General features: G+C 62.1%; 32 protein-coding genes and 1 tRNA gene. 17 read left to right on the top strand and 16 right to left on the bottom strand.

The genetic code is table 11. From position 1 onward, the window contains the following. Nucleotides 1–76 precede the first annotated feature (76 nt). The 10 genes from J5J09_RS11370 to J5J09_RS11325 form a co-directional block, all read right to left on the bottom strand. Nucleotides 77–526: a GNAT family protein gene (locus J5J09_RS11370; RefSeq protein ID WP_208550445.1), complete on the bottom strand. Its 450-nt coding sequence runs from the start codon at nt 524–526 to the stop codon at nt 77–79. Next, nucleotides 523–786 (bottom strand): hypothetical protein, encoded by a 264-nt coding sequence (locus J5J09_RS11365; RefSeq protein ID WP_208550442.1) that lies wholly within the window; start codon nt 784–786, stop codon nt 523–525. The genes J5J09_RS11370 and J5J09_RS11365 overlap by 4 nt, the downstream gene beginning before the upstream one ends. Next, on the bottom strand, nt 783–2,525 hold the full coding sequence (locus J5J09_RS11360; RefSeq protein ID WP_208550439.1) for a hypothetical protein: 1,743 nt from the start codon (nt 2,523–2,525) through the stop codon (nt 783–785). The genes J5J09_RS11365 and J5J09_RS11360 overlap by 4 nt, the downstream gene beginning before the upstream one ends. A gap of 24 nt (nt 2,526–2,549) precedes the next feature. Continuing rightward, nucleotides 2,550–3,038: a hypothetical protein gene (locus tag J5J09_RS11355; RefSeq protein ID WP_208550436.1), complete on the bottom strand. Its 489-nt coding sequence runs from the start codon at nt 3,036–3,038 to the stop codon at nt 2,550–2,552. Next, nucleotides 3,035–4,117, bottom strand: coding sequence for a hypothetical protein (locus tag J5J09_RS11350; RefSeq protein WP_208550432.1), 1,083 nt, complete (start codon nt 4,115–4,117; stop codon nt 3,035–3,037). The genes J5J09_RS11355 and J5J09_RS11350 overlap by 4 nt, the downstream gene beginning before the upstream one ends. Beyond that, nucleotides 4,117–4,740: a hypothetical protein gene (locus J5J09_RS11345; protein WP_208550428.1), complete on the bottom strand. Its 624-nt coding sequence runs from the start codon at nt 4,738–4,740 to the stop codon at nt 4,117–4,119. Before J5J09_RS11345 ends, J5J09_RS11350 begins: the two co-directional genes overlap by 1 nt. A gap of 2 nt (nt 4,741–4,742) precedes the next feature. Next, nucleotides 4,743–5,426 (bottom strand): DUF6682 family protein, encoded by a 684-nt coding sequence (locus tag J5J09_RS11340; RefSeq protein ID WP_208550424.1) that lies wholly within the window; start codon nt 5,424–5,426, stop codon nt 4,743–4,745. A gap of 2 nt (nt 5,427–5,428) precedes the next feature. After that, a complete protein-coding gene (locus J5J09_RS11335) occupies nt 5,429–5,821 on the bottom strand; it encodes a hypothetical protein (protein ID WP_208550419.1) in 393 nt (130 codons plus the stop codon). A gap of 66 nt (nt 5,822–5,887) precedes the next feature. Continuing rightward, nucleotides 5,888–6,349, bottom strand: coding sequence for a hypothetical protein (locus tag J5J09_RS11330; RefSeq protein ID WP_208550413.1), 462 nt, complete (start codon nt 6,347–6,349; stop codon nt 5,888–5,890). 60 nt (nt 6,350–6,409) lie between these two features. Next, the gene (locus J5J09_RS11325; protein WP_208550408.1) at nt 6,410–7,513 is read right to left on the bottom strand and encodes a N4-gp56 family major capsid protein; all 1,104 of its coding nucleotides are present in this window, start codon (nt 7,511–7,513) and stop codon (nt 6,410–6,412) included. A 148-nt stretch (nt 7,514–7,661) separates the two neighbouring features. Here J5J09_RS11325 and J5J09_RS11320 point away from each other — a divergent pair, with 148 nt between their 5' ends. From J5J09_RS11320 to J5J09_RS11305, 4 genes are all read left to right on the top strand, one after another. Beyond that, complete coding sequence (locus J5J09_RS11320; RefSeq protein WP_208550400.1) at nt 7,662–8,414, top strand: glycosyl hydrolase 108 family protein; 753 nt, start codon at nt 7,662–7,664, stop codon at nt 8,412–8,414. Then, nucleotides 8,411–8,959 (top strand): hypothetical protein, encoded by a 549-nt coding sequence (locus tag J5J09_RS11315; protein WP_208550398.1) that lies wholly within the window; start codon nt 8,411–8,413, stop codon nt 8,957–8,959. The genes J5J09_RS11320 and J5J09_RS11315 overlap by 4 nt, the downstream gene beginning before the upstream one ends. Nucleotides 8,960–8,961: 2 nt before the next feature. Next, entirely contained in the window at nt 8,962–9,285 is a 324-nt protein-coding gene (locus tag J5J09_RS11310; RefSeq protein WP_208550395.1) for a hypothetical protein, read from the top strand. 72 nt (nt 9,286–9,357) lie between these two features. After that, complete coding sequence (locus tag J5J09_RS11305) at nt 9,358–9,783, top strand: hypothetical protein (protein ID WP_208550392.1); 426 nt, start codon at nt 9,358–9,360, stop codon at nt 9,781–9,783. Here J5J09_RS11305 and J5J09_RS11300 read toward each other — a convergent pair. Both J5J09_RS11300 and J5J09_RS11295 read right to left on the bottom strand, forming a co-directional pair. After that, nucleotides 9,755–11,050 (bottom strand): integrase arm-type DNA-binding domain-containing protein, encoded by a 1,296-nt coding sequence (locus tag J5J09_RS11300; protein ID WP_208550388.1) that lies wholly within the window; start codon nt 11,048–11,050, stop codon nt 9,755–9,757. The two genes, J5J09_RS11305 and J5J09_RS11300, sit on opposite strands and share 29 nt — an antisense overlap. A 172-nt stretch (nt 11,051–11,222) precedes the next feature. Further along, a tRNA-Ser gene (locus J5J09_RS11295) sits at nt 11,223–11,312 on the bottom strand. 215 nt (nt 11,313–11,527) lie between these two features. Between J5J09_RS11295 and J5J09_RS11290 the strand changes: the two genes are divergently transcribed. From J5J09_RS11290 to J5J09_RS11240, 12 genes are all read left to right on the top strand, one after another. Further along, nucleotides 11,528–11,806, top strand: a complete 279-nt coding sequence (locus tag J5J09_RS11290) for a hypothetical protein (protein WP_208550385.1) — start codon at nt 11,528–11,530, stop codon at nt 11,804–11,806. 191 nt (nt 11,807–11,997) lie between these two features. Further along, nucleotides 11,998–13,011 (top strand): septal ring lytic transglycosylase RlpA family protein, encoded by a 1,014-nt coding sequence (locus J5J09_RS11285; RefSeq protein ID WP_208550381.1) that lies wholly within the window; start codon nt 11,998–12,000, stop codon nt 13,009–13,011. Between the two features lie 50 nt (nt 13,012–13,061). Further along, entirely contained in the window at nt 13,062–14,219 is a 1,158-nt protein-coding gene (locus J5J09_RS11280; protein WP_208550379.1) for a D-alanyl-D-alanine carboxypeptidase family protein, read from the top strand. Between the two features lie 114 nt (nt 14,220–14,333). Then, nucleotides 14,334–15,026 (top strand): dTMP kinase, encoded by a 693-nt coding sequence (gene tmk / locus J5J09_RS11275; protein ID WP_208550376.1) that lies wholly within the window; start codon nt 14,334–14,336, stop codon nt 15,024–15,026. After that, on the top strand, nt 15,023–16,051 hold the full coding sequence (locus J5J09_RS11270; RefSeq protein ID WP_208550375.1) for a DNA polymerase III subunit delta': 1,029 nt from the start codon (nt 15,023–15,025) through the stop codon (nt 16,049–16,051). Before tmk ends, J5J09_RS11270 begins: the two co-directional genes overlap by 4 nt. Nucleotides 16,052–16,163: 112 nt before the next feature. Then, complete coding sequence (gene metG, locus J5J09_RS11265) at nt 16,164–17,717, top strand: methionine--tRNA ligase (RefSeq protein ID WP_208550374.1); 1,554 nt, start codon at nt 16,164–16,166, stop codon at nt 17,715–17,717. Nucleotides 17,718–17,721: 4 nt separating this feature from the next. Then, a complete protein-coding gene (locus J5J09_RS11260) occupies nt 17,722–18,501 on the top strand; it encodes a TatD family hydrolase (RefSeq protein ID WP_208550370.1) in 780 nt (259 codons plus the stop codon). Nucleotides 18,502–18,505: 4 nt separating this feature from the next. Then, complete coding sequence (locus tag J5J09_RS11255; protein WP_208550369.1) at nt 18,506–19,342, top strand: MBL fold metallo-hydrolase; 837 nt, start codon at nt 18,506–18,508, stop codon at nt 19,340–19,342. Between the two features lie 52 nt (nt 19,343–19,394). Further along, a complete protein-coding gene (locus tag J5J09_RS11250; RefSeq protein WP_208550367.1) occupies nt 19,395–19,631 on the top strand; it encodes an Lrp/AsnC ligand binding domain-containing protein in 237 nt (78 codons plus the stop codon). 317 nt (nt 19,632–19,948) lie between these two features. Continuing rightward, entirely contained in the window at nt 19,949–20,071 is a 123-nt protein-coding gene (locus J5J09_RS22965; RefSeq protein ID WP_281436226.1) for a hypothetical protein, read from the top strand. Between the two features lie 104 nt (nt 20,072–20,175). Beyond that, entirely contained in the window at nt 20,176–21,555 is a 1,380-nt protein-coding gene (locus tag J5J09_RS11245; protein WP_208550366.1) for a phosphatidylserine decarboxylase family protein, read from the top strand. Nucleotides 21,556–21,727: 172 nt separating this feature from the next. Continuing rightward, nucleotides 21,728–21,967, top strand: coding sequence for a hypothetical protein (locus tag J5J09_RS11240; RefSeq protein WP_208550364.1), 240 nt, complete (start codon nt 21,728–21,730; stop codon nt 21,965–21,967). A 23-nt stretch (nt 21,968–21,990) separates the two neighbouring features. Here the strand turns inward: J5J09_RS11240 and J5J09_RS11235 are convergent, their stop codons facing one another. After that, nucleotides 21,991–22,503 carry a regulatory protein RecX gene (locus J5J09_RS11235; RefSeq protein WP_246745956.1) on the bottom strand — a complete coding sequence of 171 codons (513 nt, stop codon included), beginning with the start codon at nt 22,501–22,503 and terminating at the stop codon, nt 21,991–21,993. A gap of 184 nt (nt 22,504–22,687) precedes the next feature. Between J5J09_RS11235 and J5J09_RS11230 the strand changes: the two genes are divergently transcribed. After that, nucleotides 22,688–23,665, top strand: a complete 978-nt coding sequence (locus tag J5J09_RS11230; protein WP_208550360.1) for a glutathione S-transferase family protein — start codon at nt 22,688–22,690, stop codon at nt 23,663–23,665. Nucleotides 23,666–23,675: 10 nt separating this feature from the next. Here J5J09_RS11230 and tgt read toward each other — a convergent pair whose 3' ends face one another. The 3 genes from tgt to J5J09_RS11215 all read right to left on the bottom strand — a co-directional run bounded on the left by tgt (nt 23,676) and on the right by J5J09_RS11215 (nt 26,472). Next, complete coding sequence (gene tgt / locus J5J09_RS11225; protein WP_208550357.1) at nt 23,676–24,806, bottom strand: tRNA guanosine(34) transglycosylase Tgt; 1,131 nt, start codon at nt 24,804–24,806, stop codon at nt 23,676–23,678. A 1-nt stretch (nt 24,807) separates the two neighbouring features. Then, complete coding sequence (gene queA / locus J5J09_RS11220; RefSeq protein WP_208550352.1) at nt 24,808–25,890, bottom strand: tRNA preQ1(34) S-adenosylmethionine ribosyltransferase-isomerase QueA; 1,083 nt, start codon at nt 25,888–25,890, stop codon at nt 24,808–24,810. A gap of 72 nt (nt 25,891–25,962) precedes the next feature. After that, a complete protein-coding gene (locus tag J5J09_RS11215) occupies nt 25,963–26,472 on the bottom strand; it encodes a peptidylprolyl isomerase (RefSeq protein WP_208550350.1) in 510 nt (169 codons plus the stop codon). Between the last annotated feature and the right edge of the window lie 26 nt (nt 26,473–26,498).

Below are 26,498 nucleotides of genomic sequence, written 5' to 3'. Positions count from 1 at the left end.
TGGAGCTGGAGCCGAGCCCTTCATGGTGCGAACCTCAACGGGTGAGGTCGCACGTGATGCGCGACGATGAGGCGGACTATAGCCGAACCGGGCCGGGGTTTCCAGTAATCAGGGGCGGCAGGTAGCGGCACTCGCTGCGCAGCATGCCGAACGTGATGATGTCCTCACCGTCAAACCCCGCACGACGCATGACGCCCTCGCGGACCCAGCCGAAATGCTCGGTGAACCTGAGCGACGCCGCATTCTTCTCTGAGACCCACGCACTGATCCGTGGATAGCCCAGTTGGATAAACGGATAGGCAAAGATGCAGGTGATATAGTCCCGGTTGAACCAGCGACCCGAGCCGTCCGACGCGACATGCACCCAGCATCCCGTCTTGGTGAAGCTGTCGAACACCGTCACGCCGCGAATACCGGTCTCGTCCTTGATGCCGATCGCGGTGGCGTCTGAAAAGTAGGTATGCCCCGTCCTCTCCTGAGCCCATGCGACGAGTTCAGCCGGATCGTCGTAGACCACATCCTTCATGCGATGAGCCGGCGCTGGAGCGCCAACGCCACGGCATTGAGCCGGTTGTTGAGCTCGGTGACGTCTTCCAGAAGCTTGTTGTACTGCGCCGCTGTCGGGGTGCCACTCACCTGTTCGGCCTTTACGGGTTCGATGCGCAGCAGCTCGTCCAGATCCTGGATTCGTATCGCCGCTCGACGGATCGATGCCTTGCCCCGCTTTCCTGCCAAGACTTCGACGTCCTCAATGATGGACGGCTCGTCCAGCTTCTTAGCTGTCATAGTGTGTTCCTCAGCTCCTCGATCGTGGTGGCCATCGTGATCTGCCCGATCTGAACATTCGCTGAGACCGAGATTTCCCATTTGCGCGCTGTCTTCCCGCCGGGCAGCCGGGCAATCCTGTTTACCGCAGAGACCGAGTGAAACAGCTCACCGTCGGCGTAGATGTTCGCCATCACGCTTTCGTATCTCGGGTATGGAAGCAGAACGTCGCCGTTCATCTCGAATACGTTGAGCTCAGCGTCGTTCAGAGCGCCCAGCAGATCGCCGGCAAAGAGCAGCGCGTTTTCTTCCCTTATAGCCTCGATCTCGTCTTCGATGTTGACCATGGATTCGCCAGACCGCGCGCGCCCGAGATCGATTAGCACCGCCCCGAAATTCACCGGTGCCGTGAGCCAAAACTCTTTCGACCTCCAGAACAGTTCATCCGGTGAACCGTCCGGGCTGTCGAACTGGAATATGGAAGTCGACCCGATCCGCTTGAAATACAGCGACGCGTCCTCGGCGCAGAAGAACACGGCGTCGGCCGCTTCGCTGGACCGGACCAGGAATTGCGCCGCGTTGATGTTGATCATCATCGCACCGCGTCTCACCACGCCCTCGGTATCCGTGGTGTTGTAGAACATCACGTAGTTCCCGTTCGACTGGGCCGCGATGATCTTGTCCGGCTCGAAGGTCAACCAGGTGTCACGGTTGAACAACTGCTCCGTCACGATGCCGATGCTGCCATCGGCGCGCACCGCGACCAGACCTTCGTTCGTGGCGTAGCAGATCGCAAAACCCAGATCGACGATCGACCGTTCGTTGATGCAGGCAAAGTTCGCCTCCAACTTGTCTTGTCGCATCGTATCGGGCGTGGCGCCGGCGAAGATATAGGGTTGCCCCTTGGTCATCACGACAAGGTAGGGACCAATGGCGCGCAGTCCGACCACGTCGGTGTCGCAGGTCAGGACGTACTTCTCTGGCCAGGCGTGGGGGCGCCAAGGTTCGCAGAAATAGACGTCCTTTCCGACGAAACCCGCCATCATGCCGTTCGGCATGGCGCAGAGACCCTTGAGGTTCGACGGCGGTGTGTTCCAGTCCATGCTCGGCAGCGGTTCGAGGAACGCATCGACCGGCACCGTGTCGGAGAAATTGCCGGACGAAACGGCCCGTTCCGCGATGAGATAGAAATAGGTGCCGGCGCTACCGGTCTGCGACCGGTAGATCCGCTGCGTCGTGATGTCCCGGCCGCTTGGGGGAAGCGCGAAACCGGACAGGGTGACCGTCTTGCCCGGCTGCCAATCGATGATGTTGGACGCGGTGCACGGCGCCGATTCCTCGCCGAACGACGTGACATAGGTGTAGCTGTATGTCCGGCTCTGAACATCCCCGCTACCGGTACCGCCCATCGTCGCGGTCAGGGCCGCTGCCGGCTTGGCTACCGCAAGGTCATATTCGGTCCCGCCGACCAGCATTTTGGGGGCGCCGTCGCCGGTGTAGTAGAGCCTGTCCTGGGCGACCGGGCCCGGCGCCACGTCTACCAAACCGCTCCATGACAACCATGTGCCGCCGTGCCGATAGATCGTCTTGTGGTTCGCCGCGCCGGCGCCCACGCCGATATAGACTGCCTTGTTGATCGGCGTGAGGGCGCCGTCGGTGAGCCTGACGTTAAACGCCTCGGTCGCAGCGGTGTCAGGCAGGAGCCGTGCGTTCAGGATGGGCTTTTCGCCCGAGAAGGCCGAGAGTTTGATGACCGCCATGCCTATTCTCCTGTGTCGCGCCGGTCAGGACGCGACGGCCTCGGCCCACATCGTGTCGACCTGTTCCGCGCTGATTGATAGCGCGGCGGCAATTGTAAGCAGGGTAGGGGAAAGCCGTTCGAACAGCGTGGCATACTCCCACTCGATCCGCGCCTCGTCCTTGGCCTGACCCTCGGGAAGAGCGTCGATCGCTGCGTCAATCGCGCCGAGCGAAAACCCGTTCCGGACCAACGTAAGCCGGATTTGCCGCGCAGTAACGCCCGGCATGACCGCCCTCAATTCCTCGGGAGTAGGGGGCACGTAGGGAGCGGGTCCGGCCGCTAGTGCGGCGTTGTAGAGCGCGACGCAGATCGGTGACGCGTCATCCGGCACCGCGGTCGATGGTATCCAACCGAGCGTGGGGTGCTGAACCTCGACATCGATTGTGCCGTGCTTGTTGTACTGCGCATTACGGAACGTTGGCAGCACAATTGCAGGCACCTCGGCTTCCACTCCGATCTCATTCTCGCTCATGATGACACCTTCTTGAACATGCAGGCCCTACCGGGTGGTATGGTCGCACCACAGTTCCTCCAACTTCCGCTGGGCGAACCGCCTGCAATGAGCGAGCCGTTGCCAGCTATGATCGCTCGACGCAGGGCGGAGCCAGAGTAGATACTGTTGAAGGACATGTCTGCTGAGGAAAAATCGTTAATCATAAGGCATGTATCGCCGATGGTGTCGGCGGTAGTCGGTAGCCGTTCGTCCGGGATGGTCCCGGTTGTGAGGTTAGCGGCATTGTTCGCGCCCAAGTTTGCCCTCGCTGATGGAGCCGAGGTGGCGCCGGTTCCGCCCTGAGCTACGGGAACGGGCGACGTCGGAATCATGCTTCCGTCAATAAAACCTCGTCGTGTATCTAGCTCGAAGCGGAAAATATTGGTCCAGTTCGAGTCGTCCGGCGAAGAATCCATATAGAGGTTGTTAGCATCGACCCGGATCCTGCCGGAAAGCTGCCCCGAGGTGCTGTCCTGAAGCTTGATCTGCGGCGATGGGTTCTGGATTGTAATGTTGCCGATCAAGTTGAGATTCCCAATCCCCGTGTAGTCACCCGTAAGGCGACCGTCAGGGAGGGTACCACTGTCGAGATTGCTGGCGTTGTTCGCCCCAAGATTGGCGCGCGCTGCTGCTGCCGTGGATGCGCCGGTACCGCCGTTGGCGACGGAAAGGTCGAGTCCTGACCAGTTCGCGTCGTTCACCGTGTTGAGCCAGGCAAGAGCGCCGAGCGCCGCGCTGAGCTCGGCGATCGCGTCGGCCTTAATTCCGGCAACGGCGGCTTCGGTCAAGCGTATCTCGCATTTGGAGCCGGCAGCGAAGGCCAGCGCGGTTGTGCCTTCTCTCGCCCGCTGGATCGTCAGCGTGTTGCTGGTCCGCGCCGTGACACGCACGATCTCGCGGTTTCCGACCATGTCCACCAGCGTCAGAGGGTGCCAGTCACCCACCCCAAGCGAGGGGAACCGGCCGACGTCGCCTGCGTCGATGGTGAGCGACGTGTCGGTGTCGGTGATCGACGCGGTCAGGGTCGAACTCGCGTTGTTGGACAGTTTGACCGCCATTAGAGATAACTCCCTTTCGTCCGGAGCGGGGCGTTGTGCTGGCCGGCCTTGGCCTTCGTGTCCTGCCGGTTCAGTTGGTTCTCGAACCAGGCGCGATGATCGAGGCCGAGCTGCGGGTTTTCGGAATTTGGCTCGGTCAAGATGATGCCGGCCGCGCCGCGACCCAGGATCTCGCCGTAATCCTCACGCAGAAACTTCGGTATCTCGACGGCTTGAAGGGAGGGTTTCAGGACGAGGCGGCACTTCAACGTGCCCTCCTGTCGCGGGTAGACCGAGACGGTGTTCGGCTCGAGCTGCACGACGTAGCGGGCCTGCCCGAGCTCGGTGTCATAGCTCCAGCCCGGATGCCTATCGTCGAGCGCAATGACCGTGATAGGGTCAAGCTTGCGCCCTTCCAGTTCCGCGGCCTCGATCGACACGATAGCCACATCCGCTGCCGTGACGACGCCCTGCATCTCCGGTGTGGTGATCTCCATTTCGTCCGTGATGCGCCAGTTCTTCAACCTGTCGCAGATCGAGCGTGCCGCCTCTATCAGGCAACGCCGCGCCACGATGTCGCTCGCGCTGGGTGCGTAGCGCAAAACGGCGGACAGGCAGTCATCGATGTCGATCATCGTTGCCATCGTCACGACCTCCTGGGACTGTTGTCGCGCTCGACCTGAGATTTGAGCCCGATCAGCGTTGCGAAGGCCTGGTAGTGCGCCACGGCCTTCTGGCCCGAACCCGCGAGCTCTTCCTTGCTGAAACAACGGTAGAGCACGTATTCCAGCACAGCGGGTTCATAGTGATCCGCCAGCCCGACCGAGACCTCCCAAGTCTCGATCTCAGAGGTATTGTCATCCTCCTCGACAAGCGTCTCAACCGGTGGCGGAAGTTGCGACACGAACGCCTCTACCGCACCGGTGCCGTCATTGCCGGGGTAGACCCAGAACAGCGTCGGCGTGATCTCGTCGAACATGAAATTCCGGACTTCCTTCCGGAACGGAACGACCGTCGCCTCGTGCCAGCGCGGTTCGTTGGAATCGAGCTCGGCTCGCGCGACGGATCGGATCGACCGGCCGCGCACGCCGGCGCTCATGTTGCAAGGGATGTCGATGAGTTGGACAATCCGCTGATCGTCGGGAAGTTGCTGGCGCGTTCCCGCAACGAGATCGACCGTGACGGAAACGGTCCGGGCCGAAGGCTTTACCGAGATGATCGCCGAGACGGCCTCGGTGATATAGGTCGCCAGATCAGGGAGCGTCCAGCGAACGTGATCTTCGTCGAGGAGTTGCACCCCGGCTTTCGTCATCACGTTCGATGCCAGCATGATCAGCCTCCCTGCCGATCCTTGCGTCCGCCGGACTTGCTGGAGGACTTGAGCGGGATCGTGGGAACCACCTCGTCAGCCGGTGCCGGTTCGGGCGCAGCGGCCACTTCCGGCTCGGCCTCGGTGATCGTTTCGGCTTCGGTCTCAGCCTCCTGCTCGGAAGTCGGTTCGGTCTCCGAGACAGGCTCGTTCTGCCGCTCCGGTTCCACTTCGGGTTCCGGTTCGACCACAATTTCGGGGGGGAGGGTGTAGTGCTCCACGGCCAGAAGGCAGGCCTGGTGGGTGAGGTTCTGGACCTCAGCAACGGCGCGACCATGGCCGTCGTCGTCGAACTTGTATGTCGTGCCGCCGACTTCGGTCTCGCGAACACCTAGTTTGCACAGGATCAGGGTCATGATGAGCCTCCAAGCAAAAGAGGGGGCCGCGTCGCGTCCCCCTCGTTGAACACCGACGCGCCGGGATCAGCGCGTCGCATAGAGCACGGTGAGACCGATTTCGCCCGCGGCGAAGACGTCCGCCGCCGTAGCGATCTTCACCCCGATCGACCGGGCCGTATCGCTTGGCGCGACACGGAACGCGGTCTTGAGCGTCGGGCGGGCCACCGCGCCGGTTTGTGCCACGGTCGAGCCGGAGAAGAACTCGGCGCCGACGGTACGGGCGCCGTCGTTGACGCCCCAGACGCCAGACATGATGCCGACGTCGAGCGTGATCGCCGGGGTGCCATCAGTGTCGAGGTCGTCGGAATCGAGGATCATGTCGAGCGGCACCAGGCCGGGCAGGATGGGCGCGAGTTCGATGATGTCGTTCGCCGCCGGTGCCGCACTCAGCGTGTGTGCGAAACGGAGACCGACGACAGCGCCGGCGAAGGCGGGGAAGGGCACTGTGACAATGCCCTTGGCGTATTTGCTTTGGATGAGGGCCATGGCCGCTATCTCCGTTGTGACGTTGAAACAGCATCGCGGCGCTCAGAGCGCCGCGATGGATCAGGCTGCGGCGTTGGGGTCAGCCGCGGCGGTGTCGAGCGACAAGTTGCCGAAGTCGGTATTGTTGAACCGGGTCTTCTTCGCACCGGCGATGATGCCGGCGGAAATGACAGGTTCATTGCCATGGTCCTGCATCTCCTCGGTCCAGGAGAACCGGTACCCGCCAGTCGCGCCGAAGGCGATGACGCCGGCTTGTCGGCCCATGAACAGAGCACGGGCCGCCTTGACGTTGCCGCCAGCGCCATAGTCGGAGAAGCGGATCATGTCCTGGTGGTCGTGCAGCACGACGTTGTCGATCATGCCAAGATTGCCCTTGAACAGCGGGCTGTTGCGACCCTCGGCGCCGGCGGCGGCCTTCTGGTACTCCAGCCAGCCCGCAGCATCCGCCGACTTCATGTCGTAGCTCTGGAACTCCGACATGACGCAGATGTAATGCGCTTCGCCGTTGATCATGACCGGCAACATCTGCGCGTTTTCCGGCGCGACGGCGGCCATCATGCCCGCCTTGACCTTGGCACGCCGGATCAGCGCGGCGTTCATCTTGTCGCCCGAGTCGAGCGTCGCCTTCGACGTAGCGTCGCCGCCGTAGAGGAGGTGGGCCGCATCCGGCGCCTGGATCGGGTTGTTGGCGTGACCGGCCCAGCCGATGTCTTCGTAGAAGTTCTCGTTGACGCCGCGCGATCCGGCCATGTAGATCGTGACCATCTGGTCCATGAACTTCGACCAATAGTCAGACAGACGGTCGCGCCCGATCTTGCGGATGTTGTGGATCGTGCGCTTGCGGCTCATCTTGCCGCCGGCGGACACGCCGTGACGCATCTGGTCGATCTTGACCTCGTCGCTGTAGAAGCGAAGCGCCTCTTCCTTGCCCTGCAGGCGATTGTCGCCATAGGTCGGCTTGGAGCGGAGCTGGACCGACAGATCGAACTGGATCGTGTCGCCCGCGTCGGATTCGAGATCGGTGAGGCGCTGGATCACGAATTCATCGGAGTCGCCGATGAACTTGCGGTCCCAGTAGCTCTTCTTCATCGTCGCGATGAAGAGATTGCCGGACCACTTCTTGACCGCTTTCGGATCGCCAAAGGGGATGGTGGTGGGGGCCATAGTGCCGTTCTCCTGTTCGGGAAAATCAGCACTTGATGCGCAGTCATGCCCTAAATACTGGATTTCCCCGATTGTTGCAATGGCGCCCGCGTGGTAAACCGGGGCCATCGCGCATCAGGTGCGGCCTCGTCAAAAACGGAGCTGCGCCATGTCCGACAGGTTCGACGTTTGTCACCCCATCACCGCGAAGTGGGAAGGGGGGTGGAGCAACCACAAGGCCGACCCCGGCGGCGCCACGATGTATGGTGTCACGCAGGCCAAGTTCACCGAGATGCTGAAGAAGTGGGGACAGCCGAACCGGTCTGTCCGCACCATCACGATGGCGGAAGCGCTCAGGATCTACCGCGAGGAATTCTGGGTCAAATGCGGCGCTCCGAACCTGTTCCCCGGTGTCGACCTTGCCGTCTATGACGCGTCGGTCAATTCGGGCGTGTCGCGCGGCCGGAAATGGCTCACGGCTTCTGTCGGAAGCAATGATCATAGCGTTACGGTCAAGAAGATCTGCCGGACCCGCCTCAGCTTCATGCAAGGGCTGAAAATATGGAAGTCGTTCGGGAATGGCTGGGGCCGTCGCGTCGCCGACATCGAGGTGAAGGGTGTCGCCATGGCGCTCAAGGCGATGGGATCGAGCGACGCGGTCATAGGCAAGGTTGCCAAGATCGAAGCTGTTGAAGCGACGAAGTCGGCCGCGGCGAATGACAAGGCCGCGAAAACAACGGCGACGGGCTCGGCCGGTGCCGCGACCGCGCCAGCCGTGGATCAGGGCACCAATGTCGATCTGGCCGCGCTGTGGGTCCTCGGCATCATCGCCGTCGGCCTCCTCGTCGCCTTCCTCGTGTTCCACGCCCGCAAGAAGGCGGCCAAGGCACGGGCCGAGGCTTACGAAGGATTGGCAGCATGAGCCCGATCGTCGCAATCGTCCTGTCTGCCGCCGCGAAGATCGGCGCGCCGATCGTCAAGGGCATTCTCGAAAAGCATGTCGGAGGCACTGCGAGCGAGATCGGTGGGACCGTGATCGACGCCATCGCGGGTCAGGCCGGTGTGCCGGTCGAGGATCTGCCCAAGCTGCCGCCGGCCGAGCTCGAGGAGGCGGTGCGCAGCGTTGAGCAGATCGCGCCCGAGCTGATCCTCGCCGATGTCGAGCGACAGAAGGAGGCGAACCGCCTCATGCTGGCCGAGATGGAGCATGCGGCGAAGACCGGCGAGCCGGGATGGACCTGGACGTGGCGCCCCGCCGGCATGTGGCTCATGCTCTCCTGCATCGCCTGGTACGTCATCATCGTGCCCGTTTTGAACCTTTTGCTGACCGCGCTCGGCGCCCAGGCCAAGGTCGAGCTCACCGTCGATTTTGTCTCGTTCGTCGGAGTCTTCGTGACGTTCACCACGCTCTACATGGGCGGCAACACGGCGCTCCGCGGCATTGGGGCGTGGAAGGCAGGGAAATGACGATGTGGGACTGGCTCGCCAGCGCCAAGGGTGAAATCGCGCTGGCGGGCATCGCGGGCTCCGCCGTCTCGGTCGCGATGGAATGGAGCGGTGTAGGGTCCGGAATCAGAAGGCTCTTCATCGGCGGCGTGACGGCCTATTTCCTCGCCCCGATCGGTATCCCGATGTTCCAGTGGGCCTTGGGCAAGATCACGGTCCAACCGGAACATGCCGCCAGCGTCGGGGGTTTCATCATCGGGATCGGCGGCGTGATTATCGTCGAAATCATCCTCAAAGCCTTCCGCATCAGGAGCGCGGAGATCGCGAGGCGAGATGAGCAAGCTTAAGACGCGGCATTTCACTGAGGCCGCCAGACCACAGGGCAGGGTGGCTCTTGTTGCTGCCCTGATCTGCGCGGCGTGGATCGTCTGGTTGGCAGTTACCTGATGACACCGGTGGACCAGACCCAGTTTGCCGGCGAAGGCGTTGGCGGCAACTGCGTCCAGGCCTCCGTCGCCTCCATCCTCGACCTTCCCCTTTCTGCCGTGCCCCACTTCCTCGAGGCGGCCCCGACCCCGTCGGAATGGGAGCTCGCTTTCTGGGACTGGTGCGAGGAGCGCGGAATCGGTCTGATCCGCCGGAGTGGTGAGTGGATCTTTGACGGCTATTATCTCGCCTCTGGCCCGTCGCCGCGTGGCGTCAATCACATGGTGGTCTATCGCGACGGCGTTCTGGCCCACGATCCGCATCCGTCACGGGCTGGAGTTCTGGAGGTTCGCCAGACATGGGTGCTGGCACCGCTCGATCCTGCTGCGATCAGGCTACGGACCGCCGTTTCCGCCTGAACGTCTCCATGCTCAGTATCTTGCGAGGGCCGCCGAGCAGCTCCGCCGCCGACGGCGCGTCTTTCAAGATCAGGTCGGCCCACTCCTGCGCCAGTTCCCGCCGCCGCTTTAGATGCTGTGCCCGGTTATACGCCGCTTCGACCTTGTCCTTCGGAACGTGCGCCAGCATCGCATCGATGATGTAGCGATCGGCGGGGAAGCGTTCGTTCATCACCGAACTGAACGTGGCGCGGAACCCATGGGGAACGTGCCGCTGAAAATACCCGGCGCGATTGAGCAGGTATCCCATGGCGTTTTCGGACATGGGCCGGTGCGCGTGCCGAGCATTCGGAAATACGTAAGGCCCGCTGCCGGTCAGGGCGCGCAACGCATCTATGACCTCCAGCGCCTGCCGGGAGAGGGGAATGACGTGGTCAAAAGCCTCATTCCCCTTGTGTCGCTGTTTCAACTTCATCCGCTCCGCCGGAATGACCCAGACCGGATCAGCGTCGTCGATCTCGTCGAACTCGGCCCATGGTGTCTTAGCCAGTGTTCCGGGCCGGGGTACGGTCAGGGCGAGCAGCCTGACCGCGAGCTTGGTGACAGGGTGTGACGGCGTGTCTTCGACGCGCCGGAGCATCAGGCGGGCCTCGTCGAGCGACACAACGGCGGGCTGGCGGCCCGGCACGAGCGGGGCGAGCGCACCTTTCACGACCGCTGCCGGGTCGCGGTTCGCGCGACCAGTGGCTATGGCGAAACAGAACACCGCGGAGATACGCTGACGGAGGCGGCGTGCCGTTTCGACCGCGCCGCGCTTTTCCACGACCCTCAATGTGGCGAGGACGATGGTCTCATCGATGTCCCGGATCGGGAGGGAGCCGATTGCGGGAAAGACGTCGCTCTCAAGCGAGGTGAGAACGTCGCTGGCATGGATCGGTGCCCACTTGGAATTCTGCAGATCGTGCCACTCGCGCGCGATCGGCTCGAAGGTCTCGCCGTTCTGGCGCTGTTGGACCAACTTGTCGATCTTCTTGACCAGTGCAGGATCCTTGCCGGCTTTGAGGACGCCGCGCGCCTGGTCGGCCGCCGTGCGAGCCTCTGCCAGTGTCATGTCCGGATAAGCCCCCAGGGAAAGGGTCTGCTCTTTTCCATCTCGCCGGTACCGCAGTCGCCAGAGCTTTGCGCCGGCCGGTGTGACGAAAAGAAAAAGTCCCTTTTCGTCCGCCATTCGGAACGGTTTTTCAGCAGGCTGTGCCTTGCGCACCTGCAGGTCGGTCAATCCGGCCATGTTAGCCCCTCGACGTGATGCCCACATTTCTGGCTACCGATGCCCGCAGTTATGCCCACAAATGCGTGGGCATCGACGCTAGACGGTGCCATAGCATGCGAGAGACTTGCACGGGAAACCCGTTGCCGGCAAGGGGCAAACGGTCACTATGGGACGCCATGCGAAGGCGAATTGGCGGAAGAGGTGGGATTCGAACCCACGGTACGGTTTCCCGCACGCCGGTTTTCAAGACCGGTTCCTTAAACCACTCGGACACTCTTCCATGCTCGATTGCGGCCTTTTAGCAGCTTTGGTCGCAGCGTCAATCTGCGCATGGGCGTGACATCATGAAGAGATGTCGTTTGCGGTCGTCTCGACCTGCGACAGAAGGGCTGCCGAAAGATATTTTAGTTAACCACCGACCTCGCGTTGACCGCGGGGAGGGAACCAAGGCCGGCGCCGGGAATTGATCGCTGCAAAGAGAGGAGCGACAAACCGATGACCGAATGGCTGAACGAGCGATACATCTCCCGCGACGAACACCAGAAGATTGTCGCCTATTACAAAAGGCTGGTGTCGCAGCTTTATTCCACCATCCGAGATCTTCGGAAGCCCGAGGAGACCGCGCCTGCCCAACAGCCGGCAAGACCGGCGGCAGAAGCGCCTGCGACCGTCGTTCTCGACGATGGACGACCCGTTATACGGCAAACAGACAATGTCATCGTGGTCAATTTCCGGCGCGAACGCATGACGTCATCACCTGGGCTTGGTTCATAGCCGTTCGAAGGGCACCGTCTGCCCACCGTTAATCCTTGATATACCAGTCCCAGCATAAAGTCTGGGGATGAGGGGTGCTTTTCGCGTCCATCGTTTCGTCGTCTTTCGGATCACTCTGCCTGACGACGACAGTTTGGGGCAATGCCCGAATGGCAATGCTCGTGAATGGTGATGTTGAGTACGCGAGTATCATGAATAAGAAAACCGCGACATTCGCTGGAGCCGCGCGCTGGCTCGCCTTGTCGGTCGTGTGCATTGGGGTCGCCTCGTGTTCGTCGACCACCGGTGAGAAAAAGAAGGCCCGTTCCAAGGAATATTTTGCCGAATCCGAATACGGCGTGAAAGCAAGCCCGCGGGTCGCTTCCGGCAAGAACGTGCCCAAGGGCGGCGGACGATATCTCGTCGGCAAGCCATATGTGGTGCGGGGCAAGACCTATGTGCCTAAGCTCAATCCTGACTACGAGGCGACAGGGCTCGCCTCCTGGTACGGTTCGGCTTTCCACGGGCGCAAGACGGCCAATGGCGAGGTCTACGACCAGTACCATATATCCGCCGCGCACCCGACCATGCCGCTGCCCAGTTATGCGCGGGTCACGAACATGGAAAACGGCAGCTCGGTGGTGGTGCGCGTCAACGATCGCGGGCCGTTCCACCAGGGCCGGATCATCGATGTCTCTGAAAAGACGGCGGACCTGCTCGACATGAAGGGGACCGGTACCGCACGCGTTCGCGTCGAGTATGTCGGACCGGCGCGCATGGACGGTCACGACATGCCGTTCCTGATGGCCTCCTATTCGCCCAAAGGCAATCGCCTTCCGCACGTGATGCCCGATGGCATCGGCGGTCCGGGTATCATGGTGGCCTCCGCCAGCGCGCAGGCCACCTCGGTCGTGCCGGTCGCGGCACCGACACCGTCACCTGCTCCGCAGTCAACGGCCACCGCATTCGCGACGGTATCCGCCGATAGTTCGAACGGCGACGCATTCATGCAATTCATTTTGCTGCCGGAGATCGGGCCTGTCCCCCCGGAGCGCCCCGATCGCAGTTTCGCGCTCGGCGACGGTACGCTGTCATCGGCCTATGCGAGCAGCGAGGAACCGGCGTCGGCGCTTGCATTCGAGGCCATTCTGGTGCGAGATGACCGCCTCACGGAAGCGGCGATTCAGGCTTTCGCCGCGCGACGCGCGCCGGCCGGTCAACGCTGACGCAAACGCATTTCCATGCGGTCCCGCCGGGCCGCGAGACGGACATCACCATGCGGACCTCCCTCGCCGTCCTGGCGCTGTTTTTCCTTGTTCTGACGACGCCTGCCACACGAGCCCAGGAGGCACCCGGCTTTGAGGCGAAGGCGCCGCGCGTGCTGATGATCGAGGACTCAACGGGCACCGTGCTGCTTGCCAAGGGTGAGAACGAGGTGTTTCCGCCGGCGTCGCTTGCCAAGCTGATGACGCTCGAAGTCGTTTTCGATGCCCTGAAACGGGGCGAGATCACGCTTGATACCACCTACACCGTCTCGGAACATGCCTGGCGGACGGGCGGCGCGCCGTCGCGAACCTCGACGATGTTCGCCGCACTGAAATCGACGATCCGCGTCGAGGATCTGCTGAAGGGCATCGCCGTGCAGATGGCCAATGACGGCTGCATCATCCTGGCGGAAGGGATGGCCGGAAGCGAGGCGGCTTTCGCGGCGCGCATGACGGATCGGGCAAAGGCGATCGGCCTGAAGAACTCCACGTTTTCGAACGCGACGGGCCTTCCTGATCCCGGCAACAGGACGACACTTGCCGATATGGTGACGCTGGCGCGCCATCTGCACGCGACTTATCCGGCGCAATACCGGTTGCTGGCGCAGACCGAATTCGAGTGGAACAAGATCCTGCAGCGCAACCGTAACAACCTGCTTGCCCTCGCTCTCGGCGTCGACGGGCTGACCAGCGGCTATGCGGAGGAAAGCGGATTTGCGATCGTAACATCGGCGGAAGCAAACGGCGTGCGGCTGTTTCTGGCAATGAGCGGGCTTGCGAGCGAGAAGGAGCGGACCGAGGAAAGCATACGGGTGCTGCAGTGGGGCCAAACCAAATTCGAACGACGTTCGCTTTTCAAGGCCGGCGAGGCGGTCGGGGCCGCCAGTGTCTACGGTGGCGCGGTGTCGACTGTCGATCTGAAGCCGACATCCGGTGTCGACGTCTTCCTGCCGGTCAACAATCCCGACCGGCTGAGCGCCCGCATCGTCTATCGCTGGCCCTTGACGGCACCCGTCGAGGCCGAGCAAAGCGTCGGCGAGCTGCGCATTCTCGCGGGCGAGCGGTTGTTGCGGACCGTGCCACTGGTCACGGTTGCCGCGGTGGAAAAGGGCACGCTTCGCCAACAGGCATGGGACGCCTTGGTGGAGCTGCTGTTCTTCTGGCTGTGATCGCCAGCAGACAAAGCTGCGTTGGGCGGCGCAAGCCGCGTTTGCGCTGTTTCGATGGACGGCAACATGCGCTAAACAGGTGCCAATTGCACCGCACGAGACGGAATCAGGGTTTTGACGCAGGCTAAGGGATTGTTCGTGACGTTCGAGGGAGGCGAGGGGGCCGGCAAGTCGACCCAGATTCGCCGCCTTGCCGATTCCCTGCGGAGGGCCGGACATGACGTGCTGACGACGCGCGAACCGGGCGGCTCACCGGGCGCGGAGGCGCTGCGCCACGTTCTTTTGTCGGGGGCTGCCGAGCCGTTCGGCACGGCGATGGAAGCCATCCTTTTCGCCGCGGCCCGCAACGATCACGTCGAGAACGTCATCCGCCCGGCGCTCGGCAAAGGCTTCATCGTGCTCTGCGACCGGTTCATGGATTCCTCCCGCGTCTACCAGGGCGTGACCGGCGATCTTCCGTCCGACCTCATCGATGCGCTCGAGCGGATCGCGATCAACGGCGTGCGTCCCGATCTTACTGTTATCCTTGATCTTCCTGCCAGTGTTGGTCTGGAGCGCGCACAGCGTCGGGCCGGCGAGCAGGGGCTGGCCGGTGACCCCGACCGCTTCGAGAAAGAGGAACTCGAGACGCACGAACGGCGACGCCAGGCATTCCTGGAGATCGCATCGGCCGATCCGCGCCGCTGCCGCGTCGTCGACGCGAGTTCGGAGGCCGATCTCGTGGCGCGTTCGGTTCTCGATGCAGTTGAGGAGCGGTTGGCCCGGAGGCAAGCTGCTTCTGCAAAAACCACGGTCGGCGCGACATGACGGACAATGCGCCGGGCGTGTTGGAGGGGGCGATCGCGCCCTCGGTCAACACGGCCCTCTACGGTCATCAGGAGGCGCAGGATTTCCTGGCGCAGAGCTATCGTTCGGGCAAGGGGCACCACGCGCTGCTGATCGAAGGGCCTGAGGGTATCGGCAAGGCAACGCTCGCCTTCCGCTTCGCGAACCATGTGCTCAGCCATCCCGACCCGTCGACGGCTCCCGAGCGGCTGGCGGCGCCGGATGCGGCAAGCGCAGTCAGCCGGCAGATCGCGAGCGGCGCCAGCCACAATCTTCTGCACCTGACGCGGCCCGTCGATGAAAAGACGGGCAAGGCGAAGTCGGCGATCACCGTCGACGAGGTGCGCAAGGCAGGGCATTTCTTCTCGCAGACGTCGGGCAGCGGCAACTGGCGGATCGTGATCATCGATCCGGCCGACGATCTCAACCGCAATGCCGCCAACGCGATCCTCAAGATTCTCGAGGAGCCGCCGAAGCGCGCGCTGTTCCTCGTGCTGAGCCATGCCCCGGGCAAGCTGTTGCCGACCATCCGGTCGCGCTGCCAGCCTCTGAGACTCTCGCCGCTTGGCGACGGTGAGCTAACGGCGGCGCTGAAGCATCTGGGATATGCGTTCCGCTCGGACGAGGAAGCGCACAAGGTCTTGTCACTTGCCGCCGGCAGCGTTTCGCGCGCGCTGAAGATCATCAACTATGGCGGGCTCGATATCATTGCCGCCTTCGACAAGGTCGTGTCGCAGACGGGTCCATCGCAGCGCAAGGCCATGCACCAGATCGCCGATGCGCTCAGCGGTCGCGACAACGAGGCGGCGTTCGATTTCTTCGTCGAGCACATCCTCGATCATGCGGCCGACGCGGCACGGGCGGCGGCGCGGGCAGGGGATCTCGCAACAGCCGAGCGCCATGCGCGGCTCACGTCAACCATCGCCGAGCGCTTTCGCGTCTCGGCCGCCTACAATCTCGACCGGAAACAGACGATTCTCGACGCCTTCGGCGACCTTTTCGGCTGACGTGGCCTGCACGTCCGTCATGGCGGCCGGCGAGAAAACTTGTGTTTCGCAAAGCGGCGACATGCGCTAAGAGCGGCGTGACGTTTCAAGACATAGCCTCCGAAGGCCATCCATGAGCAACAATTTCTACATCACCACTGCCATCGCCTACCCGAACGGCAAGCCGCACATCGGCCATGCCTACGAGCTGATCGCCACCGACGCGATCGCGCGCTTCCAGCGCCTCGACGGCAGGGATGTGTTCTTCCTGACCGGAACCGACGAACACGGGCAGAAGATGCAGCAGACCGCACGGGCTGAAGGGGTGACGACGGAAGAGCTTGCCAAGCGCAATTCGGACGAATTCAGAGCGATGGGCAAGCTGCTCAACGCCTCAAACGACGACTTTATCCGCACCACGGAACAGCGCCATCACCAGACCGTGCAGGAAGTCTGGCGGCGCATGGCTGCCAATGGCGACATCTACAAGGACAGCTATGCCGGCTGGTATTCGGTCCGCGACGAAGCCTACTATCAGGAAGAAGAAACGGAACTGCGCGGCGACGGCGTGCGCTACGGGCCGCAGGGGACACCCGTCGAGTGGGTGGAGGAGGAGAGCTACTTCTTCAAGCTGTCCGAATACCAGGAACGGCTGCTGGCGCATTATGAAGCCAATCCGGACTTCATCGGCCCTGCCGAGCGCAAGAACGAGGTGATTTCCTTCGTCAAATCGGGCCTCAAGGATCTCTCGGTCTCGCGCACCACGTTCGACTGGGGCATCAAGGTACCGGATGATCCGAAGCACGTGATGTATGTCTGGGTCGACGCGCTGACCAACTACATTACAGCGACCGGTTACGTCGAAGACACCAATGGACCGCGGGCGAAATACTGGCCGGCCGACATCCATATCATCGGCAAGGACATCATCCGTTTCCACGCCGTCTACTGGCCGGCCTTCCTGATGTCGGCGGGCCTGCCGCTGCCGAAGAAGGTGTTCGCGCACGGCTTCCTGCTCAACAAGGGCGAGAAGATGTCGAAATCGCTCGGCAACGTCGTCGATCCGGTCAATCTCGTCAATCATTTCGGTCTTGATCCGCTGCGATACTTCCTGATGCGCGAAGTGTCGTTCGGCCAGGACGGCAGCTATAGCGAGGAGGCGATCGCGACCCGCATCAACGCCGATCTTGCCAATGGCGTCGGCAATCTGGCGAGCCGATCGTTGTCGATGATCGTCAAGAACTGCGACGGCAAGATTCCCGAGTGCGGCCCGCTGACCGAGGCCGACGAGGCGATGCTCGCGTCCGTGGACGGCTTGCTTGCCATTTGCCGCGAGGAGATGGAGAAGCTCGCGATCCACAAGGCGGTCGCGGCGATCATCGCCGTGGTGTCTGAAGCCGACAGGTATTTCGCCGGCCAGGAGCCCTGGGCGCTGAAGAAGACCGATCCGGCCCGCATGGCCACCGTGCTCTACGTGACGGCGGAAGTGGTGCGCCAGATCGCGATCCTGCTGGCACCCTATATGCCCGACTCGGCTGAAAAGCTGCTCGATCTCGTTGCGTCGCCGGCGGACAAGCGGGACTTCGCTGTGCTTGGCAAGGCCGGCAGGCTCATATCGGGGACGCCGCTTGAGGCACCGAAGCCGGTCTTCCCGCGTTATGTTCCGCCGGAAGTCCACAAGGCCTGAGTTCATGCTGATCGATACGCACTGCCACCTGGATTTCGCCGATTTCGACGAGGAGCGCGATGCCCTCGTCGAACGGGCGCACGCAGCCGGCGTTGCGCAGATGGTGACGATCTCGACGCGGGTTCGGAAGCTCGAGACGCTGCTGACGCTGACGGAGCGCTATCCGTCTGTGTTCTGTTCGGTCGGTACGCACCCCAACAATGCCGGCGACGAGCTTGACGTGACGGCGGAGGACCTTGTGCGGCTATCGGCCCATCCAAAAGTGGTGGCGATCGGCGAGGCGGGGCTCGACTACTTCTACGACACGCAGAAGCCGGAGGACCAGAAGACGGGTCTCATCCGCCATATCGAGGCGGCGCGCGAGACGAAGCTGCCGCTGGTAATTCACAGCCGCAGCGCCGACGACGACATGGCTGCGATCCTGACCGATGAAACAGGGAAGGGGGCCTTCCCTTTCATCTTGCACTGCTTTTCCAGCGGCGAACGGCTGGCCGAGGTCGGCGTGGAACTCGGCGGCTATGTTTCCTTTTCCGGCATCCTGACCTTTCCAAAATCCACCGAGTTGCGCGATATCGCGGCAAAGGTGCCGCTCGACCGGCTTCTGGTGGAGACCGATGCGCCGTATCTGGCGCCCAAGCGCTGGCGCGGCAAACGCAACGAGCCGTCCTACGTCGTCAACACGGCGGAGGTGCTGGCCGAGACCAAGGGGCTGCCGTTCGAGGAGATGGCCAAAATCACGACGGACAACGCGTTCCGTATCTTCTCGAAAATGCCGAGGCTCTGAGCGGATGTCGCTGCGCCGTCGCTTCACCATTCTCGGCTGCTCGTCCTCGCCAGGCGTGCCGCGCATCAATGGCGACTGGGGCGCCTGCGATCCCGCCAATCCGCGGAACCGGCGGACACGCGCGTCCTTCCTGATAGAGCAGATCGGCGAGGGTGGCGGCAAGACGGTCGTGGTTGTCGACACCGGGCCTGATTTCCGGGCGCAGATGATCGCCGCCGGAGTGACGAAAATCGACGCGGTGATCTACACGCACGCCCACGCGGATCATCTACACGGCATCGACGATCTGCGTGGTTATTTCATCATGCAGAACCATCGAATCCCGATCTATGCCGAACCGGTGACCATGGAACGTATCCGGCAAGGGTTCGGTTATTGCCTCGAAACGCCGCCGGGGAGCAGCTATCCGCCGATCGTGAAACCGATCGTGATCGACGATCTTGCGACGCCCGTCGTGGTCGATGGAGCCGGCGGGCCGGTTTCCTTGCTGCCCCTGGTCCAACAGCACGGCGACATCATCTCGCTTGGCCTGCGGATCGGCAACGTGGCGTATTGTTGCGATGTCAGCGATTTCCCTGGAACCACGGTGGCGAAACTTTCGGATCTCGACGTGCTGGTCATCGACGCCTTGCAATACCGACATCATCCGAGCCATCTGTCGCTCGAACAGTCGCTCGGCTGGATCGAACGGCTCGGGCCGAAACGCGCGATCCTGACCCACATGCATACGCCACTGGACTACGAGACCGTGATGGCCGAAACTCCGCCGCATGTCGAACCGGCCTACGACCAGATGTCGTTCGACCTCGAGATCGACGACGGTTCTCCGTCGGCACATTAGTATTCTGCCACAAGCCACTGATACCCAACGTCCAAGTCCGAAAGGAAACCTCATGATCTGCATCTTCATCCAGGTTCGCTGCAAGCCCGGGCGTACCTATGAGGTAGCCGACAGGATCTATGAGAAGGAAGTGGTGTCGGAGCTTTACTCGACCAGCGGCGAGTACGATCTCCTGGCGAAGGTCTATGTGCCAGAAGGTGAAGATGTGGGGAAATACGTGAATGACATCTTCGCCGATATCGCAGACGTCGACCGGACGCTGACAACGCTGACCTTCAAGGCATTCTGAGCGCTGCTGCGATATTCGCGATAAGTGCGCCCATTGCATTTAGTTCCATAATCTATCTTATGCAATCAACATCTGTAGCAGCTATTTAGTAATGCGACAGTTGGGCCAGTTAGAGATGCGACAGTCTCGCCTCTTGATGCACTGGTCAATGCCAACGTCGGGAGCAAGGATGACGACTTCGAGCTTGGTCGAGACCATGAGCGGTCGGAGTCTTCATGTCCTTGTTGATCACCATGTCGCAGAAAGAATTGCATCGCCTCGAAGTCGTTTTTCAAATGCAACGAAGACAATAATGGCCATAGTTGCAGGAGGATGGAATGTCACACTCCCCGGCTCGCATTGGCTTCCTGTCGATGGTGAACGCCGGCTGGCCTGGTGTTGACGCCGTCGTCGGCACGATCGATCAGCAGTCGTCCGTCGTACCGGCTGACGCGCCTTAAGGTTTCTCTCTTTTTCCATATCAATCCAAGGATGCGGACGTCCGGGCTTTGGCTTAGCCTCACCCCGGACAGTCGCGAACTCATACGGAACGAAGAGGCCTGAGATGGAACACGCGGTTCACGCAGCAAAGCCGCAACTCGTGAAATCCCGCGCCGGCGGATGGTTGCCCCGGGATCCGGCCCACACGGCCGCTTGGATCGCACGGCTGCGGGATGCGGCCAAGGGACAAGACTTGGCCGATGTTCCGCCGATCGCTGACTTCAGGGCGATGGTCGAGAGCGATCAGACGCTCTACAATCTTGCGCAGGCCATGTTTGCGCGAGCCTATCAGCTGGCGCCGACGACGCCGCTCGGACAGCCATCGGTCGAAACCTTCGATGAGTTTCTCACTCTTCTGAACCTCATCATGACGACGGCGCCGGAGGCGTATCAGGATATAGCCAGCCAACAGCCGGCAGGTCTCATCGGATTCCCGATCAACGCCCTCCTCGACTGGCCGATGGCGACGGAACCCGGATATACCTTCTTCTCGAACGCGGTCGTGAACCAGCTGTTCAAACGTATCCTGGCCTACTGGTCACAGTTTCTCACCTCGCCTGCCTCGCGTTACGTTCTGACAGAACAACCCTATCCGGTCAGTCCGACGACGGAGGCCGTCGCCTGGCTGAGCATGGCCGCGCAGCAGGAAATGGTGCAGGTCGCCATGTCAGCGCTGGGTGATGGCGCAAACCCGACGCCCGACCGGTTCCAGTCCATCTTCAACTGCATTCCAGGCGCGCAGTATCTGGGTTTTTCGTCATGGGACGACTTCTTTACGCGCACCTTCCGGACCGGGGTACGCCCCGTTTCGGCGCCGGGAGATGACAGTGTCATAGCGAACGCCTGCGAATCCGCACCTCTCCAAGTGGTGAACAATGTCTCCGCGAGCGCCCAGTTCTGGATCAAGGGGCAGCCCTACTCCCTCGGCGACATGCTCGCATTCGACGATCTGGCGCCACAGTTTACCGGCGGCACGATCTATCAGGCGTTTCTCAGCGCGCTCAGTTACCACCGATGGCACAGTCCGGTCTCCGGCACGGTCGTCAAAGCGTACGTCGTCGGAGGCTCCTATTACCTCGAAAACCTGTACGAAGGTTTTGCAAATCCCGGAGGGGCCGATCCGAGCGCTCCGAACGATTCACAGCCGTTCCTGACCGCCGTCGCGACGCGCGGTGTTATCTTCATCCAGGCTGATAACCCTGCAATCGGTCTGATGGCCGTCATCCCGGTTGGCATGGCCGAGGTATCGAGCTGCGAAATCACCGTGAAGCCAGGGGATCGTGTAACCAAGGGTGATCAGATCGGCATGTTCCATTTCGGCGGATCGACCCATTGCCTGGTGTTCCGGCCGGGCGTCAACCTGGACTTCCACTTCTACGGGCAGACCCCGAGCCTCGATGCCATCAATATGCGGGTGAACACCGCGCTGGCGACGGTGCTTTGATTGTTGTCGCCCAGGAAAACACGAAGGAGGCTCATTTACGTCGGAAGGAAAAGCTTGGTCGGAAAGCCACGCGCAAGTATAACCTGCCACCATGACAAGCTGTATGAATCTGTTATTCTATCTTTGCGAATCAGTAATTTAGTGCGGCGAAACTCAATTTGGAATGGATATCATGGGGGAACCAGATCCTTTTGAAGTCTGGGCGCTTCAGCGTGCCCAGCAGATCGTGCTCAACGAGGGCGTCGATCTCATGCATTCGGCGCAGTGGCTCGACAAGAAACTGACCCAGCGCAATTCGGCAAGGCTGCGAAACGCCATCTGCCAATCGCTGATCGAAGCCATGGAAATCCGGCTGGCCGACATGGCCGAGCACGGCGAGGCTGCGCAGCGGAAGACGGAAAAGGCGGCCTGAGGGGGGACAGGAATGCCCCCTCGTCAGATTTGACCGCCATCAAGCAGAATGACCTCTGCTTCATCCATCTCCATAATGAGGACACGTCTCGCGATATCTTGCGCGAAGCCATTCCTTGCAAAGGCTGCGAACTCCTTCTGGCGGCGCTGGAGATCGAGCTCGACGCGTCGATACGGCCCGAGGGCTCTTTTGCGAGCGAAAATAACGGCCGCCCGCAGATCATCCGTTTCGTGCAGCGCCTCGCCTATGGTGGTGGAGGCAATGCCCTTTTCGGACAGCTTGCGCGTGATCATCCGCTTCGATTTGCCGGCTCGGGCCGCCGAACGTGCTTTCACCTCGGCATAAGCGGTGTCGTCGAGCGCGCCCACCTGACGACCGAACTGAAGGGCGGTCTCCACCAGCCGTTCCACCTGTCGCTCGGAGATAGCCTCGAACTTCTGACGCGCTTTGCGACGGATGGCGACAGCGAGTTCATGCTCGCTCATCATGCGGCGGGACAGGCGATAGGCGGCCGAGTTTTTCGCCCATGCAAGCATGCGCGGCGTGGCATCGCCGTCGGTGTCTCGCTCCTGTTCGTCCACCCTTCCCTCTCCATCAACTGACCCGTTATCGTACATCGTTCACAATCGTCGCACGAATTGTGCATGACGTGCCGCGTATCGGTGAACGATACAATCGGGTAACTAACGGCCGAGATAAAGCGGTTCGGAGAAAGATGCCATGCTCGTCAACGGAAAATGGACTGCCGACTGGCAGCCGGTGCAGGCGACCGACGACAAGGGCGGTTTTGTCCGCCAGATTTCGGGCTTTCGCAACTGGGTGACCGTCGATGGCGCGGCCGGGCCAACCGGTGACGGCGGCTTCAAGGCCGAAGCCGGTCGCTATCACCTCTACGTCGCACTGATCTGCCCCTGGGCCTCGCGCACGCTGATCGGGCGCAAGCTCAAAGGGCTGGACGACGTGATTTCCGTTTCCGTCGTCGAGCCGGCGCTCGGCGATTTCGGCTGGGAATTCGGCGACTACCCCGGATCGGATCGCGACACCATCAACGGCGTGCGGTACCTGCACGAACTCTATACCCGCGCCGACCCGACCCATACAGGCCGCGCGACGGTGCCAGTGCTCTGGGATAAGAAGACCGGAACGCTCGTCAATAACGAGTCTGCCGATATCCTGCGCATGTTGAACTCGGGGTTTGGGGCGCTTGCGAAGAATGACATCGACCTCTATCCGCAACACTTGCGGGACGAGATCGACGCGTTGAATGCGGAAATCTACCCGAAGCTCAACAATGGCGTCTATCGCGCCGGTTTCTCCACGACGCAGGTCGCCTACGAGGAGGCGTTCGCGGACGTGTTCGAAATGCTCGATAGACTGGAACAGCGGCTCGCCGTTGCAGGGCCCTATCTCACAGGCGAGTCGCTTACAGAGGCCGACATTCGCCTTTTCGTGACGCTGGTGCGCTTCGACGTCGCCTATCACGGGGTGTTCAAATGCAACCTGCGCCGTATCGCCGACTATACGGCGTTGTCGGATTACATGATGCGGATTCTGGACCTGCCGGGCGTCCGCGAGACTGTCAACATCGACCATATCAAGCGGGGCTACTATTCGATCAAGGCGCTCAATCCGAGTCGTGTGGTCCCCGTCGGACCGGATATTCCCGGCCTGGCGCCGGTGACACTTACTGCTGGATGACGATCCGGTCTCAGACCGGATCGATATCGCCCCTCGCCCACATCTCCTGGGTTTCGGCGTAGAAGTCCTCGAAGCGACCCTCCTCGATCGCCTTGCGAATCCCCTGCATCAGTTCCTGGTAGTAGGCAAGGTTGTTCCAGGAGAGCAGCATGCCGCCGAGCGCCTCGTTGGAGCGGACGAGGTGGTGCAGATAGGCGCGGGAATAGTCACGCGAGGCCGGGCAGTTGGACTGCTCGTCGAGCGGGCGCATATCCTCGGCGTGGCGAGCGTTTCGGATGTTCACCTTGCCGCGCCGCGTGAAGGCAAGGCCATGGCGACCCGAGCGCGTGGGCATCACGCAGTCGAACATGTCGACGCCGCAGGCGACGGACTTCAGGATATCATCCGGCGTACCGACGCCCATCAGGTAGCGTGGCTTCGCCGTCGGCAGCACAGGCAGGGTGACGTCGAGCATCTTGAGCATCACATCCTGCGGCTCGCCGACGGCAAGGCCGCCGACGGCGTATCCCTTGAGGTCGAGCTGCTTCAGCCCCTCCGCCGAGCGCACGCGCAGGTCGGGCATGTCACCGCCCTGGACGATACCGAACATGGCCTTGCCCGGCTGGTCGCCGAAGGCGAGGCGGCAGCGCTCGGCCCAACGCAGCGACATTTCCATGGCGCGCTCGATTTCCTTGCGTTCGGCCGGCAACGCGACGCACTCGTCGAGCTGCATCTGGATGTCGGAACCGAGAAGACCCTGGATTTCGATCGACCGCTCCGGCGACATATGATGGGTGGAACCGTCGACGTGGCTCTTGAAGGTCACGCCCTTCTCATCGATTTTGCGGAGGCCGGAGAGCGACATAACCTGAAAACCGCCCGAGTCAGTGAGGATCGGATGCTGCCAGCGGATCAGTTCGTGCAGGCCGCCAAGGCGCGCGACGCGCTCTGCGCCCGGCCGCAGCATCAGGTGGTAGGTGTTGCCGAGGATGATGTCGGCGCCGGTGTCGCGCACCTGATCGAGATACATGGCCTTGACGGTGCCGACCGTGCCGACCGGCATGAAGGCCGGCGTGCGGATGGTGCCGCGCGGCATGCTCACCTCGCCGAGGCGGGCCTTGCCGCTGGTGGCCTTCAGCTTGAACTCGAACTTCTCGTGCATGTCAGTTTTTCCGGGTGAGCAGGCTGCTGTCGCCGTAGGAATAGAAGCGATAGCCCGTCTTGATGGCATGGTCATAGGCGGCCTGCATTGTGTCGAGGCCGCAGAAGGCCGAAACGAGCATGAACAGCGTCGATTTCGGAAGGTGGAAGTTGGTCATCAACACGTCGACCGCGCGGAAGCGGTAGCCCGGCGTGATGAAGATACCCGTTGGGCCCGCGAAGGGCCGGATGACGCCATCCTCGCCCGCGGCGCTCTCAATCAAACGAAGGGAGGTGGTGCCGACGCAGACGATCCGACCTCCCCTCTCCCTCACGGCATTGAGCCTGGCAGCTGTCGACGCGGAGACGTGACCGATCTCCTCATGCATCTTGTGTTCGCTGGTGTCGTCGGCCTTGACCGGCAGAAAGGTGCCGGCGCCGACATGCAGCGTCACGAAATGGCGCTCGACGCCGGCGGCGTCGAGCTTCGCGAAGAGATCCGGCGTAAAGTGCAGGCCGGCGGTCGGTGCCGCGACGGCGCCCTCTTCCCGGGCATAGATGGTCTGGTAGTCGGCCCGGTCCTTCTCGTCTTCGTCGCGCTTCGAAGCGATGTAGGGCGGAAGCGGAATGTGGCCGACGGTGGCGATCGCCTCGTCGAGGGCGGCGCCGGAGAAGTCGAACCTCAGCGTCACCTCGCCCGCATCGCCCTTCTCTTCGACCAACGCGCCGAGCTTGCCGAGCAGGCAGGCGTTTCCGGTGTGGCCGAATTCGATCCGGTCGCCCTGCTTGATGCGCTTGCCGGGACGGGCGAAGGCCTTCCAGCGGCTCTGGTCGAGGCGCATGTGCAGCGTCGCGGAGACCGGTGTTTCCTGCGCGCCCTCGCGCAGTCGCACACCTTCGAGTTGGGCGGGAATGACTTTTGTGTCGTTGAACACGAGCGCGTCGCCCGGCTTCAGGAAAGACGGCAGGTCGAAGACGTGGCGATCCTCCAGCACCGGCTCTCCGTCCGGCCGGACGACGAGCAGGCGCGCGTGATCGCGCGGGCTTGCGGGCCGCAACGCAATGTTTTCCTCCGGTAGGTCGAAGTCGAACAGGTCGACACGCATGTTGGTGTTCCCAGAAACGAAAAACCCGCCCGGCGCCTTGTCGACGCGGGGCGGGTTTGTCCAATAGCGGCCTCAGGCGTCGGCGGCAACCTTCATCGAGACGATGGAGTCGGGATCGCGCACAGGCTCGCCCTTCTTGATCTGGTCGATGACGTCCATGCCTTCGATAACCTGGCCCCACACGGAGTACTGCTTGTTGAGCCACGGCGCATCGGTAAAGCAGATGAAGAACTGCGAGTTGGCCGAGTTCGGGCTCTGCGAGCGTGCCATCGAGCAGGTGCCGCGCACATGCGGCGTGGCGGAGAACTCGGCCTTCAGGTCAGGCTTGTCGGAGCCGCCCATGCCGGCGCGGCCCGGATTGAAGTCCTTGCCGCCCTGCTTGCCAAACTTGACGTCGCCGGTCTGGGCCATGAAGTCCTCGATCACGCGGTGGAAGACCACGCCATCATAGGCGCCTTCGCGCGACAGTTCCTTGATGCGGGCGACATGTTCGGGGGCGACTTCCGGCAGAAGCTGGATGACAACCTTGCCCTTCGTCGTTTCCATGACGATCGCGTTTTCCGGGTCCTTGATCTCGGCCATCGGTATTCTCCTTTTTATTTGGGGCG

Origin of the sequence: Ciceribacter sp. L1K22 (assembly GCF_017599385.1) — a bacterium.
Classification (GTDB): domain Bacteria; phylum Pseudomonadota; class Alphaproteobacteria; order Rhizobiales; family Rhizobiaceae; genus Allorhizobium.
The sequence above is the reverse complement of the archived record's forward strand: the minus strand, read 5'-3'. Positions and strand labels throughout refer to the sequence as shown.